Source organism: Streptomyces sp. GL_141 (assembly GCF_057834385.1).
The window spans coordinates 2,600,453-2,618,435 of record NZ_CM174402.1 but is presented as its reverse complement, the minus strand read 5'-3'; the positions used below and the strand labels follow the sequence as shown (position 1 = coordinate 2,618,435).

Here is a 17,983-nt window from a genome sequence, read left to right as displayed (position 1 = left end):
ACCCCTGCGGTTCACGCCCGCCCGGGCACGGTCTAGGGTTCGGGCGGAAACCGGACCAGTAGCGACAGCGGCGTGTGCGAAGGCCGGGCGAGACGACGGCGCACGGCGCGATCGGGGGACTTGGTCATGGACCGCAGCACACAGGGGCAGCAGGCGCAGGCCGATCCGGCGGAGCCGCCGGCGCGCGTGGTGACGCTGACCTCGGGGGATTACACGCTCACCGTGAACCCCGTCGACGGCAGCGAGATCGTCCGGACGCACCGCCCCGGAGGCGAGCCCGCCCCCGTCCCGGTCAAGCGCACCCCCGCCGCCCGCGCCTCCGCGGCGGCCGCCGCACGGCCCCCCGTACCGCCGGGCGCCCCGGCCGGTGCGCGGACCCTGCTGGGCCGCGAGGAGGAGCGCGACCGCCTCGTACGCCTCCTCGCGCGCGGCCGCTCCGTACGGCTGACCGGGCCGTCCGGATCCGGGCGCACGGCGCTGCTCGACGCGGTCGCCGACGCCTGCGCGGACCTCGCCCCCGACGGGGTCGTACGGCTCTGCGCGCAGGGACACCAGCAGCCCGGCGAGCTGCTCCAGGCGCTGTACGCCACCGTCTACGAGGCTCCCGGCGAACGCCCCGACCGGACCGGCCTCCTCGCCAAGGTGGCGGAGATAGGCGCCGTCGTCCTCGTCGACGACCTCGAGATGGGCGGCACCGCCCTCGACGAACTGCTGCGGGCCACGCCGGAGTGCGCGTACCTGCTCGCCGCCACCCCCGACACCCGGGCCCCCTCCGACGACTCGCACCTCGAAGAGGTCTTCCTCGGCGGGCTGTCCCGCGCCGACTGCGCGGCCCTGCTCGAAGCGGGCACCGGACGGACGCTGACCGACGAGGAAACCGCCTGGGCGGGCGACCTGAGCTTCGCCTCCGAAGGGCTGCCGCTGCGCTTCGTCCAGGCGGCCGCGCTGCTGCGACAGCGCGACGAACTCAACCGCACCGGCTACGACGACGAGGACGGCGAGGACGAGGAGCGCGGCGTCTTCGAGGAGAAGCCGCGCGACACCGTGTTCGTGCCGCTGCCGACGCTGGCCGAGGCCGCCGCCCCGGCGGAACTGCTCGCCTCGCGGGTCAGCGAGTCGGCGCGGGCCGCGCTGCGGATCGCCTGCGCGCTCGGCGGGGAGCTGCCGCACCACGCGCACCTGCCCGCGCTGGTCGGCGACACGCACGCCGACACGGCCGTGGCGGAGCTCCTCGACTGCGGGCTGCTGAGCCCCGTCGGGACGCGCTACCAGCTGGCCGCGGGCGTCGTGCGACAGCTGGAGGAGACCGGCTACGGGGACACCGCGGCCGAGGAAGCCCGTACGGCCGCCCGGCACTACGCCTGGTGGACCGGGCACACCTCGGTCAGCCCGGAGCGGGTCGCGGCGGAGGCCGACGCGGTGCTCTCGGCGCTGGCCGGGGCCGATGTGGTGGCCGCGGTGCTGCTGGCGCGGACGGCGGCCCCGGCGTTCGCGGCCTCGCTGCACTGGGAGGCCTGGGAGCGGGTGCTGCGCGCGGGCGCGGAGGCCGCGCGCAAGGCCGGAGAGGTCGCGGAGCAGGCGTACTTCCACCACGAGCTGGGCGTACTGGCCCTGTGCGAGGGCCGGGTCGACCGGGCACGGGCCGAACTGGAGGCCTCGATCGGGCTGCGCGGCGCGCTGGCCGACAAGCGGGGCACCGTGGCGGGACGGCGGGCCCTGGCCCTGGTCACCGACCGGGAAGCCGCGGAGACCCAGACATCACCCCCGCTGCGCCTGGCTCCGCCGACCGCGTCCGCGGCTGCCGCCGGGGGACCGGCGAGGGCGGGTCAGCCGGGCGGGGCCGGCGTCCCGCCGGTTGCGGCACCGGGTGGTGCGGGCGTGCCGGGGATCCCGGGTGCCGCGGGTGCCGAGGGTGTCGCGCCGGTTTCGGGGGCACCGGGTGGTGCGGGTGGGCCGGGCGTCACCGGTGTCCCGCCGGTTCCCGGTGTTCCGGGTCTTCCGCCGGTTCCCGGGGCTGCGGGGGCTCCGCTGCCGCCCGGGCTGGCCGGGCTGGCCGGGGTTCCCGGACTGCCGCCCGGGGTTCCGGCTCCGCCTGGTCTCCCCGGGGGTCCGTTCGTTCCTGGGGTTCCTGGGGTTCCTGGGGCCGCCGGGCCCGCCGGGGCTCCGCCGCTTCCCGAGGTTCCCCGGGTTCCTGGCGTTCCCGGTGCGGCAGGGACTCCGTTGGCTGCTGGCGCTGCTGGCGCTGCTGGCGCTGCTGGCGCTGCTGGCGCTGCTGGCGCTGCTGGCGCTGCTGGCGCTGCTGGCGCTGCTGGCGCTGCCGGGACGCCTTCGGTTCCCGGTGGTGCCGGGACGCCGGCCGCGCCCGGGGCTCCGGTGGCACCCGCTGCTCCCGTGACTCCGGCGACCCTGTCGAAGGCCCTCGCCGCCCTGCCCGGGGCGGGCCCCGGGGCCGCCCCCGTACCCGAGCGTGCGGCGACGCGGGCTCCGGACCCCTTCACGACGGTCGTGCCCGCGGTGGCGCCGCCGGGCTCGGTCGCGCCCGCGACCCTGGCCGAGGCGTTCGAGGACGCCTTCCCGCTCAGCCCCGAGCCGGCCCCGGCGCCCAGGACGACGCCCGCGCCGAAGCCGAAGCCCAGCCGCAAGCCGCTGCTGCTGGCCGCGGCCGGGGCGGTGACCGTCGTGGTGCTGGGCACGGTGGTCGCCCTGGCGATGACCACCGATGAGGAGCCGCCGGCGCAGGCGCCCGCGGTCTCCACGGCCCCGACCTCGCAGGAGGAGCAGCCGCAGCCGAGCACTCCGGGTCCGAGCAGTGGCGATCCCTCGCCGGAGCCGGAAGTCTCCTCCCCCACCGCGCAGGCACCGGGTACGACCCCGTCGCCGCGCAAGACGCCTTCGGCCAAGCCGACGCCGACTCCGTCCTCGTCGAGCCCGGCGCTCCCGCCTCCGCCGCCGCCGACGAGCTCGGCCCCGCCGGTGAGCAGCCCGCCGGCGTCCCCGAGCCCGAGCGTGTCCGTATCGCCGAGCCCCACGCACACGGAGCCGACCGAGGAACCGAAGCCCCCGTTGCCGGCTACGGTCGAGACGGCGACCACCACACCCTGACGGCCCGTCCGCACCGCCGGGGCGGACGGCAGTCGCCGCCGCCCCGCGCAGGCCCTAGAACAGGCGGAGCTTGTCGTCCTCGATGCCGCGCATCGCGTTGTAGTCGAGGACGACGCAGTCCATGCCGCGGTCGTTCGCCAGGACGCGGGCCTGGGGCTTGATCTCCTGGGCCGCGAAGATCCCCTTGACGGGGGACAGGTGCGGGTCCCGGTTCAGGAGCTCCAGGTACCGGGTGAGCTGTTCGACGCCGTCGATCTCGCCGCGGCGCTTGATCTCCACCGCCACGGTCGCGCCGGAGGCGTCCCGGCACAGGATGTCGACCGGTCCGATCGCGGTCATGTACTCGCGGCGGATCAGCGTGTAGCCCTCGCCGAGGGTCTCGATCCGGTCGGCCAGGAGCTCTTGCAGGTGGGCCTCGACCCCGTCCTTGATCAGGCCCGGGTCGGTGCCCAGCTCGTGCGAGGAGTCGTGGAGGACTTCCTCCATGGTGATGATGAGCTTCTCGCCCGCCTTGTTGACGACGGTCCAGACGCCGGCGTCGTCGCCGCTCCCCTCCTTGAGGGTGCAGGGCGGGGACATCCAGTTGAGCGGTTTGTACGCTCGGTCGTCCGCGTGGATCGAGACACTGCCGTCGGCCTTCACGAGGATCAGACGGGGTGCCGAGGGCAGATGGGCGGTGAGCCGGCCCGCGTAATCGACGGAGCAGCGGGCAATGACGAGACGCATGGTCGGCAACGCTACTCGACCGATGGGCCTGCACGCGATTCGCCCCCGAAAGCCCCGTTCGAGGATGGCGCGTTGTATGCGCATTCTCCTGGTGCGGTACCCGACGGGCGCCTACCGTGGTGAGCGGGAGGTTGCGAAGCGTGCACGCTGCGTCGCGATCTCCCTCCCTGCCCGTAAGGCTCCGGCAACCCAATCGGCCGGAGTCGCGAGAGGAGAACCCATGTCGCTCGACGTCTCACCGGCCCTACTCGAACAGGCCGAGCGAGGCGAGGTCGACGAAGCCGCTTTCGTCGACTGCGTCCGGACCTCCCTGCCCTACGCATGGGAGATGATCAGCTCGCTGGTGGCCCAGCTCAAGGTGGACGGCGGACAGTTCGCCGACAACCAGACGCCGCCGCCCGACGAGCAGGCGCGTGGCCAGCTGCTGCGTGCCCTTGCGAGTGACGCGATACGGGGTGCGCTGCAGCGCCACTTCGGAGTGCGCCTGGCATTCCAGAACTGCCACCGGGTAGCGGTGTTCCCGCTGGACTCCTCGGTGGACGACCGGCTGGCCAAGTTCACTTCGATCCGTGGTCAGCTGCTCAACCAGTCGCCCGAAATGCGTGACTGTTAGCAGGAAGACCGCACCAACCAGCACGACCAGTACGAGCAGGCACAGCCCGTACGACCGCACTCCGCACCGCCGTACGACCGTATCGCCGCACGACCGGTACCTCGCTGCCGCTCCGGTGCCAACGGAGCGGCAGCCCTGGTCTCAGCCGAGCCGGGGCAGCACCTCGGCGCCGAGGCGCCGGAGGTTCTCCTCGGTCGAGGCGAGATCGCCCGATCCTTCCGTCAGCAGGGCGAACCGCGTGATGCCCGTACGTTCCGACGTGGCCGCCAGCCGGTCGGCCGCGAGCTTCGGGGTGCCGACGGGGTGCAGATCGCACAGGAGCTCGGTGTACGCGACCGGGTCCCGCATCGCCCGGTGCCGTCCGTCCACCGTGACGTGCGCGTCCAGGCCCTGCTTGAGCCAGCCCGGCATCGCCTTCAGCAGCGTTTCGCGGGCGTCCGCCGTCCGGTCCGCCAGCTGGCAGACCCCGGCCGACACGTGGCCCGCCTCGGGCGAGTGCCCCGCGGCCCGCGCCGTACGCCGCCACAGCTCGACCATGGCGGCCTTGTCCTCGTCCCCGCAGTGCATGCCCAGCAGCATCGGCAGTCCGCGCTCCGCGGCCAGCCGTACCGAGCTCGGGGAGGTGCAGGCGACGATCAGTTCCGGCCCAGTCCCGTCCCCGTCCAGCGCCTCCGACGCACGGGGTACGACGGCCACTTCGCGGAAGCCGTCCCGGCCGCCTGCCGTGGCCGCCGGCGCCCCCACGCGCGGCTCTGCCAGCCAGCGGCGCAGCAGGTCCAGGTCCTCCGGGAAGCGGTGCTCGTACGCGTCGAGCCCACCGCCGAAGACCTCCAGGTCCACCCAAGGACCGCCCCGGCCCACCCCCAGGGTGAACCGCCCCTCCGAGGTCAGGTGCAGCAGGGCCGCCTGCTCGCCCAGGGCCACCGGGTGGGTGTTCGGCAGCACGCTCACCGCGGTCCCCACCCGCAGCCGCCGGGTGCGGCCCAGCATCAGGGCCGCCAGGGTCACGGCGGACGGGCAGACCCCGTACGGGACGAAGTGGTGCTCGGCGAGCCAGACCGAGTCGAGTCCGGCCTCCTCGGCCACCTCGGCGGTCCGCACCGCCCGGTGCAGTGCCTCGCCCTGTCCCTGTCCCGGGAACTGGGCCGCCAGTACAAATGCTCCTACGCGCATCGCCTTTAGCCTCCTCGCGGCTGACGCGGCCTCCCCCAGGCGGACCGGTTTCCTCACTGGCAACAACGTCTGACACGTGCCAAAGGCACGGCCTCACCGGAAAGTTATTGGGATTGTCGGGCCAGTCACGCCAACCGGTTGATCCGTACTACGGTCGTCCTTCGGCCACCCTGCGGGTACCCGGGCTCGCTGCGCGTAGTCTGGGAGAAAGTCACTGCCGTCCGCCCATCCGTGAGGTATACGTGTCACCGCGCCACAACCGCCCCAGGGGCGGCGAGAATCCAGCCGATCGATCGGACCAGGGCTCGGGCCCGGGCAGTCTGGACCGGTACGGGCTGGAGCGCACGGAGGAGTACCAGGGCGAGGACTGGAAGGTCCGGCACGTCGCGGGCGCGAGCGCCGCGGGCAAGCGCTACCGCTGCCCCGGCTGCGACCAGGAGATCCCCTCGGGCACCCCGCACCTGGTGGCCTGGCCCGAGTACGGCGGGGTCGACGACCGCCGGCACTGGCACAAGGCCTGCTGGAACGCGAAGGACCGCCGCACCTCCAAGGTGCAGCGGTCCCGCAACGCTCCCAAGTACTAGCCGGAGACGGCCTGAGAGGGCCCGGCCGGAGACGGCCTAGACGTCCCGGCGGCCGACCACCACGTACGAGGCGGCGACCGCGGCGCCCGTCACCAGCAGGATCAGTGCCATGTGGTGCAGGCCGCCCGGGAGCGCCATGACGTTGCCCGACGGGTCGGAGGCGTTGGTCGGCATGCCGAACAGCTCCATCATCGCCACCGGCACGTTGTACTTGAGCAGGGCCGTCCCGACCGGGGCGAGGGCCTCCCAGATGCTGAGCACCGCCCCTATCACCGGCGGCAGCGTGACGACGCCGAGCATCACGGCGATCGCCCCCGCCGAATGCCGCACCAGCGCCCCGATCGCCAGGGCCAGGACGCCGAGCAGGGTGACGTACAGACTGCCCACCAGCCCGGAGGCCCACTCGGAAGCCGGGTGCGCCCCGGCTTCGGCGCCGTCGCGCAGGATCGACGCGGTCAGCCCCACGAGGCAGACCGACCCGGCCGTGGTGAGGAACGCGGTCAGCCCGAAGACGAGGTACTTCGCGGTGAGCACCCGGTACCGGTCGGGGGCCGCCGTGAAGGTGGTGCGGGCCAGGCCCGTGCCGTGCTCGGAGGTGATCGTCAGCACCCCGAGCACCATCACCGCGAGCTGCCCGACCAGCAGTCCGAAGAGGGCGGGGGCGATGAACGGCATCTGCTCGTAGTCCACGTCCCGGGTCTGCACGATGACCGTGCCGCCGATGCCGACGACGAGCAGCACCAGCGAGCCGAGCGTCCACATCGTGGAACGCACCGAGGTCAGCTTCGTCCACTCCGAGGCCAGCGCGTGCCCCAGGTGCGGCCGGGGGGTCGGCAGCGGCGAGGTGTAGCCCGCCGGGCCCTGGTCCCCGGCGGTCGCGGTCGTCGGGGCGGTCATCGGGTGTCCTCGGGCTTCTGCGCGGGGGTGTGCACGGGGTCGGGGTCGGGCCCGGGCCCGGCGAGCTCACCGGGGCTGGTGGGCATCAGGAACGGCCGGCTGCCGGACGACCCGGGCGGCGGAGGCGCGAAGAAGCCCGCCTGCGGGACCTGGAGGGCCTCGGCGGCCTCTTCCTCCTCCCACTTCGGGACGCTCAGCGGTTCGGGCTCCCAGAGCTCGGCGCGCGGGTCCTCGGTGGAGGTGTACTCGACGGAGGACTGGGTCATCCGCATGTACGCCTCCTCCAGCGAGGCCCGGTGCGGCGACAGCTCCCACAGCCGTACGCCGGCCGCGTGCGCGAGGTCGGAGATCCGCGGCAGCTCCAGCCCGGTCACCCGCAGGGCCCCGTCGGGCTCCCGCAGGACCCGGCCGCCCGCCCTGGTGAGGACGGAGCCGAGGGTGTCCCAGCCGCCCGGGTCGGTGTCGGCCGTGCGGACCCGGGCGAATCCGGCCGAATTGTGGGTGATGAAGTCCTGGGTGCCCATGTCGGCGAGCAGCCGGCCCCGGCCGATCACGATCAGGTGGTCGGCGGTCAGCGCCATCTCGCTCATGAGGTGGGAGGAGACGAAGACGGTGCGGCCCTCGGAGGCGAGCCGGCGCATCAGATTGCGGACCCAGAGGATGCCCTCGGGGTCGAGGCCGTTGACCGGCTCGTCGAAGAGCAGCACCTGGGGGTCGCCGAGCAGGGCGGTCGCGATGCCGAGCCGCTGGCCCATGCCGAGCGAGAAGCCCTTGGCACGCTGGCGGGCCACGTCCTGCAGCCCCACGACGCCCAGGACCTCGTCCACCCGCTTCTCGGGGATCCCGGAGAGCTGGGCGATCGACAGCAGGTGGGTACGGGCCCTGCGGCCGCCGTGGACGGCCTTGGCGTCGAGCAGGGCTCCGACGTGCCGCTGGGCGTTCGGGAGCTCGCGGAAGGGCAGGCCGTTGATCGTGACCCGGCCGGCGGTGGGCCGGTCCAGGCCGACGATCATGCGCATCGTGGTGGACTTCCCGGAGCCGTTGGGCCCCAGGAATCCCGTCACGTGACCGGGCTTGACCTGGAAGGAAAGGTCGTCGACAGCGGTCTTCGCGCCGAAGCGCTTGGTCAGGCCGACTGCCTCGATCATCTTGCTGCCCCTTGCCAGGCCGGGACGACTCTCGCCCGCGTAAGGGTTAAGAGGATATCCAGTCCCTTCCGGTTCCACGTCGTCCCCGACCCTGAGCTACCCCTGAGAACCGACCCGGGGATCTCCCGTAGTACGTCAGGCGTCCCTCTTCTTGAGGACGAGGTAGCCGCCGAGCACGGCCGCCAGCACCCACAGGGCCATGATCCCGAAACCGCCCCAGGGACCGTAGGGCACCTTCTCGCTGCCCATCGCCCCCGGGATCACCTGCATGATCTTGGAACCGGCCTGGTCGGGGAAGTACTGGGCCACCTTCCGGGTCGCCGGGACCGCCCCGAGGATGGTCGAGATCAGGAGGAAGAACGGCATCAGGATGCCGAGCGAGAGCATCGAGCTGCGCAGCATGGTGGCCACGCCCATGGAGAACAGCGCGAGCATCGCCATGTACAGCCCGGCCCCGAAGACGGCGCGCAGCACGTTCGGCTCGTCGATGCCGATGCTGCGGTCGCCCAGGATCGCCTGTCCGATGAAGAAGGACGCGAAGCTGGTGATCAGGCCCACGATCAGGGCGAGCCCGGTGGCGACGAGGAGCTTGCCGGCCAGGAAGCTGCCGCGCCGGGGTACCGCGGCGAGCGAGGTGCGGATCATGCCCGAGCTGTACTCGGTGCCCACGACCAGCACGCCGAACACGATCATCGCGAGCTGGCCGAGGGACATGCCGGCGAAGCTGGCGAGCGTCGGGTCGAAGGTGGCCTGCTCCTGCGCGGGCATGTCCTTGAAGGAGGAGTTGATGAACACGCAGAGCAGGGAGCTGATGCCGACGGTGACGATGGCGGCCGAGGCCAGGGTCCAGACGGTCGAGGCGACCGAGCGGATCTTGGTCCACTCGGACTGGAGGACGGCGGGGAAGGCGGACATGGTCACTTACCGCCCTTGCGCTGAGCTTCGAAGCCGGCGCCCCAGGCGGGTACGTCGGCCGGTCGTGCGGGGTTGTCCGCGGCCATGCCGGAACCGGACGGGAAGCCGCCCGCCCCCGGTGCGTGGGCGTGGTACTCGACGGAGTCCGCCGTCATGCGCATGAACGCTTCCTCCAGTGAGGCCCGCTGCGGGCTGAGTTCGTGCAGCACGATCTGGTGCTGGGCGGCCAGCTCGCCGAGCCGTTCCGCTCCCACGCCGTCGATCTCCAGGGTGCCGGTGGCCGGGACGCTGATCGCGTCGATACCGGCCTCGTGCAGGACGTCCTTCAGCCGTTCCTGCTGCGGAGATCGCATGCGGACGAAGCTGCGGGAGTTCTGCTGGATGAAATCGGCCATGGACAGGTCGGCGAGCAGCTTTCCCTGTCCGATGACGACCAAATGCTCTGCGGTCAGGGCCATTTCGCTCATCAGGTGGGAAGAAACGAAGATCGTCCTTCCCTCGGCCGCGAGACCCTTCATCAGATTGCGGATCCAGAGAATTCCCTCCGGGTCCAGACCATTGACGGGTTCGTCGAACATCAGGATCTCCGGGTCGCCGAGCAGCGCGGAGGCGATGCCGAGCCGCTGGCCCATACCCAGCGAGAATCCCTTCGACTTCTTGTTCGCCACGGCGCTCAGGCCGACCAGGTCCAGGACCTCGGAGACCCGGCTGCGCGGGATCCGGTTCGACTGGGCGAGGCAGAGCAGGTTGTTGTACGCGCTGCGGCCGCCGTTCATCGCCTTCGCGTCCAGCAGTGCCCCGATGTACTTCAGCGGCTCCGGCAGGTCCCGGTAGTGCTTCCCGTCGATCCGGACCGTACCGCTGGTCGGATTGTCGAGGTCCAGCATCATGCGCATGGTCGTGGACTTGCCCGCCCCGTTGGGGCCGAGGAAGCCGGTGACCACCCCCGGTCTGACCTGGAAGCTGAGGTTGTCCACGGCGGTTTTCGCGCCGAATCGTTTCGTAAGGCCCTCAAGCTCGATCATTACGCCACGCTAGAACGCCCGAGGGCCCTACGCCACCTCTCACGGGTGACGAAGGGCCCTCGGTGTCGAAGCGGATTGTCGCCTTCCGGCAACTCTCCGGCGACTCGCGACTGGTGACTAGCGGCTCTGCTGCGCCGGAACGCCGCGGGTGACCGGCTCGTCGTCGATCGGCGCGGAGGCGGCGGCGACCGCGGCACCCGTCAGCGTCGCCAGCATCTCGCGGACGTTGGTGAGCTGCGCGTTGATCGAGTCGCGGCGGTTGGTGAGCGCCGCCAGCTCGCGCTCGGACTCGCTGCGGATCCGGTCGGCCTTGGCATTGGCGTCGGCCACGATGTCCTCGGCCTGGCGCTGCGCGGTCTCCACGGTCTGGCGGGCGCGGCGCTCGGCGTCCGTACGGAGCTTCTCGGCCTCCAGGCGCAGCTGCTCCGCGCGGTGCTCGATCTCCGCGAGGCGCTTCTCGGCCTTGGCCTGACGGCCGGCCAGGTCGCGCTCGGACTGCTCGCGGCGCTTGGCCAGGTTCGTCTCGAAGTCCGCGGCGGCCTGGGCGGCCTTGGCGCGGGTCTCCTCGAAGAGCGCGTCGGCCTCCTCGCGCTTGGAGGCCGCGTCCTTCTGGGCCTCGGTGCGCAGCGAAGCGGCGTCGCCCTTGGCCTTCTCGACGATCCGGACGCCCTCGTCCTCGGCGGTCGACTTCCGGTCGGCGGCGAACGACTCGGCGTCGTTGCGCACCTGCTGGGCGGCCGACTCGGCGAGCTCGCGGTGCTGCTCGGCCGCGCGACGGGCCTCCTCACGGAGGTCCTTCGCCTCCTCCTCGGCCAGGCGCAGGATCTTCTCGACCCGGGCGCCGAGACCGGCGTACGACGGCTCGGCGTCGTTCACCTGAGCCTGGGCGTTCTGCGTCTCGAGGTGCAACTCCTCGATCCGCTTTTCCAGAGAGTTGATACGTCCGAGGGCGCTGTCACGGTCGGAGACCAGCTTGGTGATGCGGTCGTCCACCTGACCGCGGTCGTAACCACGCCGCACGAGCTCGAAGCCGAAGGGGGAGGATGTGTCGCTCATGGGGTTCCTGTCGAATGAGACCGATGAGGTGCTACGCGAGGTGTTAGGTGTTAAGGGGAATCCTAGGCGCCAAGACGGCGTGTCATCGAGTCAATCCGCGTTTGATCTGGACAATGACACCCCTTTTGAGTGGCAAGGCGACAGAATGCTTGTCACTCGTTCGCCTGAACCTCCATCAGGAGCACAGAGTCGAGCGTGCTGACTAGCCCTCCGACGTCTTGCCACCCGAACGAGTGGAACCCGCTGTCGCACCGGCCTTCACGCCCCCCGCGCCCTGGCCGCCGACCCCGGACTTTCCGCCACCCGAAGGCGCCTCGAATGATTCCAACGCCTCAAGAACGTCCTGGACACGGGAGATCTCCGCCTGAATGTCCTCGCGCCTGCGCACGAGGACCTCCAGCTCGCGCCGGCCCTCCTCGACGAGCCGTTCGGCCTCCGCCGTCGCCTCCGCGAGCGTGCCCTCGGCGGCCCGGACCAGCTCGGCCTTCTTCTGCTCGGCCTCCTTGAGCAGCGCCTCCGCCTTGCGCACCGCGGCGATGCGGACCTTGCTCGCCTCGCTGCTCGCGTCCGACACCAGCGCCTTGGCCTTCGCGTCCGCCTCGACGCTCTGCTCGGTCGCCGCCCGCACCAGCTTGTCCACGCGCTCGCCGGCCGACTTCATCTGCTCGGCCGACTCCCGGCGGGCCCGCTCGTGCAGCTCCTCGACCTCCGCCTCGACGCGGCCGCGCAGCTCCTCCGCCCGATCCCTTATGGCCGACGCGTCGGTGCGCGCCCCGACCAGCAGTTCATCGGCGTCCGTACGGGCCTTCTCCACCAGGGAGTTGCCCTCCACGGTCGCCTCCGAGGAGATCCGCGCGGCTTCCTTGCGTGCCGCGTCGACCATCGCGTCCGCCTGCTCCTCGGCCGCCGTCGTGGCGGCCAGGGCCTGCTTCTGCGCGTCCCCGGTGAGCTTCTCGGCCTCCGAGGAGGCCTCCGTGATGAGCCGGTCGACCTGCGTCGCGGCCTCGCTGCGGCGCTTGTTGGCCTCTTCGCGAGCCTCGTCGAGCACCCGCTCCGACGCGGTGCGCGCCTCGCTGCGGATCCGCTCCGCCTCGGTGGCGGCCTCGGCCTTGACCCGCTCGGCCTCGGACCGGGTACGGGTCGCGTGCTCCTGCGCCGAGGACAGCGCCTCGGAGGCCTCGGCCCGCAGCCGCTCGGCCTCGTTCGCCGCCTCGCCGACCGTGCGCTCGGTGTCCTTGCGGGTCTGCTCGGTGAGCCGGTCCGCCTCGGCGACCGCCTCGCCGACCAGCTGGTCCGCCTGCTCGGCGGCCTCGGTGCGGATCCGGCCCGCCTCGGCGCGCGCCTCGTCCAGGGTCCGCTCGGACTCCCGCTCGGCGCCCGCCAGGGTCTCGTTCGCCGCGACCGTGACCCGGTCCGCCTCCGCGGTGGCCTCGCCGATGATCCGGCCGCCCTCCGCGCGGGCGTCGTCCAGGGTGCGCGCCGCCTCGGCGCGCAGCCGGTCGGCCTCCGCCGCGGCCTCGCCGACGGTGGCCTCGTTGGCCGTGCGCGTCTCCTCGACGAGCCGGTCGCCCTCGTTGCGGGCGTCGACGAGGATCCCCGTCGCGTCCCGCTCGGCACCGGCCAGCGTCTGCGCGGCCTGCGCCGTGAGCTGCTCCGCCTTCGCCTTCGCCGCGTCCAGGGCGGCGGCCGCCTCGGCCCGCAGCGCCTCGGCCGCGGCCTCGGCCTCACCGACCGTCAGCGCGTTGGCCGCGCGGGTCTCCTCGGTGAGCCGCTCCGCCTCCGAGGTGGCCTCGGAGATCAGGCGGTCCGCCTGCTCGGCCGCCTCCGTGCGCAGCCGGTTCGCCTCGGAGCGGGCCTCGTCCAGCGTGCCCGCGGCCTCTGTACGGGTCGCCTCGGCGGCGGCCTCGGCCTCGGCCGTGAGCCGCGCCGCCTCCGCCGCGGCCGTGGTGACCGTGGCCTCGTTGGCCGCGCGGGTCTCCTCGGTGCGGCGCTCGGCCTCGGCCGTGGCCTCCGCGACGATCCGGCCGCCCTCGGCGCGAGCGGCCTCCAGGGCCTCCGCGGCCTCGCCGCGGATCCGGTTGGCGTCGTCCCGGGCGTCGGCCTTCGTACGGGCCGCGTCGCGCTCGGAGGCGGCCAGCGCGTCGGTGGCCTCCGTGCGGACCCGCTGCGCGTACTCCGCCGTGTCCGTGCGCAGCTGCTCGGCCTCGGCGATCGCGTCGCCGACCGTGCGCGCCGCCAGTTCCTTCGCCGCGTCCGTCTCGGTGCGCGCCTCGGTGCGGATCCGGTTGGCGTCCTCGGTGGCCCGCTCCCGCTCCGCGTACGCGTCGGCGCGCACCCGGCCGGCCTCTTCCTCGGCCTCCGTCTTGGTGCGCTCCGCGGAGTGCTCCGCGGCGCTGCGCAGCCCCGCGACCTCTTCCTCGGCCTGCTCGTGCAGCCCGGCCACGGCGTCGCGCACCTGCTGGGCGGTGGCCTCGGCCGCCGCGACCACCTCGGACGCGCGCCGCTCGGCCTCCTCGGTGAGCCAGACGGCCTCGGCCGTGGCCTCCTCGGAACGCTTGCGGGCCTGGGCGAGGAGCTCCTCGCTCTCCTCCCGGGCCTGCGCCCGCTCGCTCTCCGCGTCCGTACGCGCCGAAGCCAGGGTCTCCTCGGACTCCCGGCGGCGCCGGGCAGCCTCCTCCTGCGCGGCGGCCAGCGCTTCGGCGGCCTCCTGCGCGACCCGCTCGGCGGCGGCCTTGGCCTCCGCGCGCAGCCGGTCCGCGGTCTCCTGCGCCTCGGAACGCAGCCGCTCCGCCTCGGCTTCGGCCTCGCCGGTCAGCCGTACCGCGGCCTGCTCGGCCTCCGCACGGACCCGGCCGGCGTCCTCGGCCGCGTCGGTGCGCAGCTGCTCGGCCTCCGCCTCCGACTGCGCCTGCAGCGTGCGGATCCGCTCCCCGGACTCCGCGCGCAGCCGGTCGCTCTCCTCGGCGGTCTCCTTGCGGATGTTCTCGGCGGCCGTCCGGGCGTCGCGCAGCGTCTGCTCGGCGGTCGCCAGGCGTCCTTCGGCGTCGGTGTGCAGCCGGACGAGCTCCTCGTCGGCCTCCGCCCGCTTCGCCGACAGGGCCCGCTCGGTCTCCTCGCGCCGTACGGCCGCCGCGGCGTCCGCCTCGGCCCGTACCGACTCCGCTTCCTCCTCGGCCTCCGCGCGCAGCCGCTCGGCCTCGGCGCGGGTCCGCTCCAGGGTCTCCTCGGCCTGCTTGCGCAGGGTGGTGGCCCGCTCGACGGCTTCGCCGCGGACCCGCTCGCTCTCGGTGTTCGCTCCGGCGCGCACCTCGTCGGCGTCGGCCCGGGACTTGCCCAGCAGCTCTTCGGCGGTGCGGGCCGCCTCCTCGATCTGCTGGACCGCCTCGCGGCGGGCCTCGCCGCGGATCCGCTCGCCCTCGGCGACGGCCTCCGCGCGCAGCTGCTCGGCCTCGCCGCGCAGCCGGCGGGCCTCCTCCTGGAGTTCGACCGTACGGGCCCGGTACTCCTCCGTGTCGTCCTTCGCGGCGCCCTTGAGCTCATCGGCCGTGGCCGCGGCCTGGGCGCGCAGCCGCTCGGCCTCCGCCTCGGCCTCGCCGCGGATCCGCTCGGCCTCCTCGGACGCCGCCCGGGTGGTGGCGCGGGCGTCCTCCGAGGCCTTGTTCAGGACCTCCTCGGCGGTGCGGGCCGCCTTCGCCAGCTGGGCCGCCGTGTCCTCGGCCGCCGCGGTACGGGCCTGCTCGCCGGCCTCCTTGCGCAGCCGCTCGGTCGCCGCGCGGGCATCGGCGAGCGCCTGCTCGGCCTCGGCCTTGAGGGCCTCGGCCTCCTTGTTGGCCTCGCCGACCAGGCGGGCCACCTGTTCCTTGGCCGTACGGGTGCGCTGCTCGTTGACGGACTCGGCCGAGGCGAGCTGCCGTGCGGCGCTCTCCTTGGCCTCCGCGAGCAGCTTCTCCGCGGCCGCGCGCGCCTCGCGCAGGGCCCCTTCGGCCTCCTGCGTGCGCTGCTCGGCGACCCGGCCCAGTTCCATCGTCTGGCGGCGGGTCTGCTCGGCCTCGGCGGAGGTGGTGGAGCGCAGCCGCTCCGCGTGCTCGGTGGCTTCCTGGGCCTGCGCGGAGGCGGCGGTCAGCAGCCGCTCGGCCTCCTTGCGGGCGCGCAGCAGCGTCGACTCGGCTTCGGCGCGGGCGGATTCGTTCTCGGAGGCGAGCCGGCGGGTGGCCTCGGAGGCGACCCGGGCGGCCTCGGCGCGCGCGGTGTTCAGGGTCTGCTCGGCCTCGACGCGGGACTCGTCCATGAGCCGGCGGGCCTGCGCTTCGGTGCGGGCACGCAACTGCTCGGCCCAGGCCACGTTCTCGTTGACGTGGGCTTCCACCGTCTGGCGGCGCTCGCTGAGCTCCTGGTCCAGGCGCTGGCGGCGGTTGACGGCCTCGGCGTGCAGTTCCGCCTGGAGCCGCGCCTGGTGCTCGGCGTGCTCCTGGAGGATGCGCTGGGTCTGCGCCCGGACGTCGCGCAGTTCGCGCTCGGCGTCCGAACGCATCTGGTCGGCCTGGATCTGGGCATTACGGAGCAGCTGCTCCGCCTGGTACCCCATGTCCGCGCCGTCGTAGGCGGGGCGGGACGCCAGGTTGCGGCGTACCTCGTGGAGCTTGGCGCGCAGCACCTCGACCTGGTACCCCAGGTCATCGGCGTGCTGGACGGCCTTCCCGCGTTCCTTCTTCAGCCGCTCCATCTCGGCTTCGAAGCGCGAGAGATGGTCGGCCTCGGCCTGATGGCTCTCCTGGCTTTCGTAGCCCCGCACAGCGCGGTCCCATCCGTCCCCTGGTCGCAAGCTCACTACCGAATGAGCACCGTCCGCCCGCTGAACGACGCCCCCGGGGAATGGTGTCAGATACCGGGTCGGTCGATACAGGCCCCGACCCCGTCTCCGCACCGAACCCCGGCCGAGCCAAAGCCACTCTACCGGCCGGGGAAACGGGACATCAGTGGTCGGGGTTGCTCGTGACCAGTTCGGTGAGGACGCCGTGGCAGTCCTTGGGGTGCAGGAAGGTGATCGAGGAGCCCATCGAGCCGGTGCGGGGCTGGTCGTAGAGGACGCGGACGCCCTTGCCGCGGATGGCCTCCGAGTCGCCCTGGACGTCCTCGGTGCCGAAGGCGATGTGGTGGACGCCCTCGCCGTTCTTGGCCAGCCACTTGCCGACCGCGGAGTCCTCGCGGGTGGGCTCCAGGAGCTGGAGGTACGAGGCTCCGCCGTCGGAGGTCTCGTTGATCTTCAGCATGGCTTCGCGGACGCCCTGTTCCTCGTTGACCTCGGAGTGGAACACCTCGAAGCCGTACGTGGCACGGTAGAACTCAACCGTCTTGTCCAGGTCGAAGCAGGCGATCCCGATGTGGTCGATTCTTGTCAGCATGGACACAGTGCAGCGCTACCGGGGGCGGTTACGCAACGTGCGCGCGATCACACTGGCGGGCCGGTGACGGCACGGGTACCGCTCAGTACATTCGGGTAAACCCTCGTTCACTCCTCATCTTCAAGGGGCTGTGCTCCATGTCCGGAACGAACAACACCACGTCAGTGATCGTCGCCGGGGCCCGCACGCCCATGGGGCGACTGCTCGGCTCGCTGAAGTCCTTCTCGGGTGCCGACCTCGGCGGCTTCGCCATCAAGTCCGCGCTGGAGCGGGCCGGGATCTCCGGCGACCAGGTCCAGTACGTGATCATGGGCCAGGTGCTCCAGGCCGGCGCGGGCCAGATCCCCGCCCGCCAGGCCGCCGTCAAGGGCGGGATCCCCATGAACGTGCCCGCGCTCACCATCAACAAGGTGTGCCTGTCGGGCCTCGACGCCATCGCCCTGGCCGACCAGCTGATCCGCGCCGGGGAGTTCGACATCGTGGTCGCGGGCGGTCAGGAGTCCATGACCAACGCCCCGCACCTGCTGCCGAAGTCCCGCGAGGGCTTCAAGTACGGCGCCATCGAGATGCTCGACGCGATGGCCTACGACGGCCTCACCGACGCCTTCGAGAACATCCCGATGGGCCTGTCCACCGAGACGCACAACGCCCGCCTCGGCATCGAGCGGGCCCCGCAGGACGCGTTCGCGGCCACCTCCCACCAGCGCGCCGCCGCCGCGCAGAAGAACGGCGTCTTCGAGGCCGAGATCACCCCGGTCGAGATCCCGCAGCGCAAGGGCGAGCCGGTGGTGTTCTCGCAGGACGAGGGCATCCGCGCCGAGACCACCGTCGAATCCCTCGGCAAGCTGCGCCCGGCCTTCGCCAAGGACGGCACCATCACCGCGGGCACCTCCTCGCAGATCAGCGACGGCGCCGCCGCCGTGGTCGTGATGAGCAAGGCCAAGGCCGAGGAGCTGGGCCTGGAGTGGCTCGCCGAGATCGGCGCCCACGGCAATGTGGCGGGTCCGGACAACTCGCTCCAGTCGCAGCCGTCCAACGCGATCCTGCACGCCCTGAAGAAGGAGGGCCTCGGCGTCGAGGACCTCGACCTCATCGAGATCAACGAGGCCTTCGCGGCGGTCGCCGTGCAGTCGATGAAGGACCTCGGCGTGACCCCGGAAAAGGTGAACGTCAACGGCGGCGCCATCGCCCTGGGTCACCCGATCGGCATGTCCGGCGCCCGTGTGGTGCTGCACCTGGCGCTGGAGCTCAAGCGCCGCGGCGGCGGGGTCGGCGCGGCCGCCCTGTGCGGTGGCGGCGGCCAGGGCGACGCCCTGATCGTCCGCGTCCCGTAGGGGAGGGG

The 17,983-nt window shown here is 72.8% G+C and carries 12 protein-coding genes and 1 pseudogene; 4 read left to right on the top strand and 9 right to left on the bottom strand.

Translation table 11 applies throughout. From position 1 onward, the window contains the following. Positions 1-126: 126 nt before the first annotated feature. Positions 127-1,950 (top strand): annotated as a pseudogene (locus AC3IX6_RS10975) (ATP-binding protein); the annotation flags it as partial. Positions 1,951-3,156: 1,206 nt separating this feature from the next. Here AC3IX6_RS10975 and nucS read toward each other — a convergent pair. After that, positions 3,157-3,828 (bottom strand): endonuclease NucS, encoded by a 672-nt coding sequence (gene nucS / locus AC3IX6_RS10970; protein ID WP_250744748.1) that lies wholly within the window; start codon positions 3,826-3,828, stop codon positions 3,157-3,159. 220 nt (positions 3,829-4,048) lie between these two features. On the opposite strand from nucS, the gene AC3IX6_RS10965 reads away from it, so the two are divergent. Next, entirely contained in the window at positions 4,049-4,441 is a 393-nt protein-coding gene (locus tag AC3IX6_RS10965) for an SCO5389 family protein (protein ID WP_243336246.1), read from the top strand. A 141-nt stretch (positions 4,442-4,582) separates the two neighbouring features. On the opposite strand, the gene AC3IX6_RS10960 is transcribed toward AC3IX6_RS10965, so the two are convergent. Then, positions 4,583-5,614, bottom strand: coding sequence for an LLM class flavin-dependent oxidoreductase (locus tag AC3IX6_RS10960; RefSeq protein ID WP_489369973.1), 1,032 nt, complete (start codon positions 5,612-5,614; stop codon positions 4,583-4,585). A 242-nt stretch (positions 5,615-5,856) separates the two neighbouring features. Between AC3IX6_RS10960 and AC3IX6_RS10955 the strand changes: the two genes are divergently transcribed. Beyond that, positions 5,857-6,198 (top strand): ATP/GTP-binding protein, encoded by a 342-nt coding sequence (locus AC3IX6_RS10955; RefSeq protein WP_254384262.1) that lies wholly within the window; start codon positions 5,857-5,859, stop codon positions 6,196-6,198. A 36-nt stretch (positions 6,199-6,234) separates the two neighbouring features. Here AC3IX6_RS10955 and AC3IX6_RS10950 read toward each other — a convergent pair whose 3' ends face one another. From AC3IX6_RS10950 to mce, 7 genes are all read right to left on the bottom strand, one after another. Next, positions 6,235-7,095, bottom strand: coding sequence for an ABC transporter permease (locus AC3IX6_RS10950; protein ID WP_489369972.1), 861 nt, complete (start codon positions 7,093-7,095; stop codon positions 6,235-6,237). Continuing rightward, positions 7,092-8,243 carry an ABC transporter ATP-binding protein gene (locus AC3IX6_RS10945; RefSeq protein ID WP_489369971.1) on the bottom strand — a complete coding sequence of 384 codons (1,152 nt, stop codon included), beginning with the start codon at positions 8,241-8,243 and terminating at the stop codon, positions 7,092-7,094. Before AC3IX6_RS10945 ends, AC3IX6_RS10950 begins: the two co-directional genes overlap by 4 nt. A 135-nt stretch (positions 8,244-8,378) precedes the next feature. Beyond that, positions 8,379-9,158: an ABC transporter permease gene (locus AC3IX6_RS10940; RefSeq protein WP_489371405.1), complete on the bottom strand. Its 780-nt coding sequence runs from the start codon at positions 9,156-9,158 to the stop codon at positions 8,379-8,381. 2 nt (positions 9,159-9,160) lie between these two features. Next, the gene (locus tag AC3IX6_RS10935) at positions 9,161-10,183 is read right to left on the bottom strand and encodes an ATP-binding cassette domain-containing protein (RefSeq protein WP_489369970.1); all 1,023 of its coding nucleotides are present in this window, start codon (positions 10,181-10,183) and stop codon (positions 9,161-9,163) included. Positions 10,184-10,300: 117 nt separating this feature from the next. Continuing rightward, complete coding sequence (locus tag AC3IX6_RS10930; RefSeq protein WP_243336252.1) at positions 10,301-11,239, bottom strand: coiled-coil domain-containing protein; 939 nt, start codon at positions 11,237-11,239, stop codon at positions 10,301-10,303. A 202-nt stretch (positions 11,240-11,441) separates the two neighbouring features. Then, entirely contained in the window at positions 11,442-16,031 is a 4,590-nt protein-coding gene (scy, locus tag AC3IX6_RS10925; RefSeq protein ID WP_489369969.1) for a polarized growth protein Scy, read from the bottom strand. A 181-nt stretch (positions 16,032-16,212) separates the two neighbouring features. Further along, entirely contained in the window at positions 16,213-16,641 is a 429-nt protein-coding gene (gene mce, locus AC3IX6_RS10920) for a methylmalonyl-CoA epimerase (RefSeq protein WP_274549601.1), read from the bottom strand. Between the two features lie 137 nt (positions 16,642-16,778). Between mce and AC3IX6_RS10915 the strand changes: the two genes are divergently transcribed. Beyond that, entirely contained in the window at positions 16,779-17,975 is a 1,197-nt protein-coding gene (locus AC3IX6_RS10915) for an acetyl-CoA C-acetyltransferase (protein WP_489369968.1), read from the top strand. Positions 17,976-17,983: the final 8 nt, after the last annotated feature.

What these genes read in the sequence shown, in the direction of transcription:
- nucS (WP_250744748.1), bottom strand. Translation starts at nt 3,828, where the DNA reads ATGCGTCTCGTCATTGCCCGCTGCTCCGTCGATTACGCGGGCCGGCTC.
- AC3IX6_RS10965 (WP_243336246.1), top strand. Translation starts at nt 4,049, where the DNA reads ATGTCGCTCGACGTCTCACCGGCCCTACTCGAACAGGCCGAGCGAGGC.
- AC3IX6_RS10960 (WP_489369973.1), bottom strand. Translation starts at nt 5,614, where the DNA reads ATGCGCGTAGGAGCATTTGTACTGGCGGCCCAGTTCCCGGGACAGGGA.
- AC3IX6_RS10950 (WP_489369972.1), bottom strand. Translation starts at nt 7,095, where the DNA reads ATGACCGCCCCGACGACCGCGACCGCCGGGGACCAGGGCCCGGCGGGC.
- AC3IX6_RS10945 (WP_489369971.1), bottom strand. Translation starts at nt 8,243, where the DNA reads ATGATCGAGGCAGTCGGCCTGACCAAGCGCTTCGGCGCGAAGACCGCT.
- AC3IX6_RS10940 (WP_489371405.1), bottom strand. Translation starts at nt 9,158, where the DNA reads ATGTCCGCCTTCCCCGCCGTCCTCCAGTCCGAGTGGACCAAGATCCGC.
- AC3IX6_RS10935 (WP_489369970.1), bottom strand. Translation starts at nt 10,183, where the DNA reads ATGATCGAGCTTGAGGGCCTTACGAAACGATTCGGCGCGAAAACCGCC.
- AC3IX6_RS10930 (WP_243336252.1), bottom strand. Translation starts at nt 11,239, where the DNA reads ATGAGCGACACATCCTCCCCCTTCGGCTTCGAGCTCGTGCGGCGTGGT.
- mce (WP_274549601.1), bottom strand. Translation starts at nt 16,641, where the DNA reads ATGCTGACAAGAATCGACCACATCGGGATCGCCTGCTTCGACCTGGAC.
- AC3IX6_RS10915 (WP_489369968.1), top strand. Translation starts at nt 16,779, where the DNA reads ATGTCCGGAACGAACAACACCACGTCAGTGATCGTCGCCGGGGCCCGC.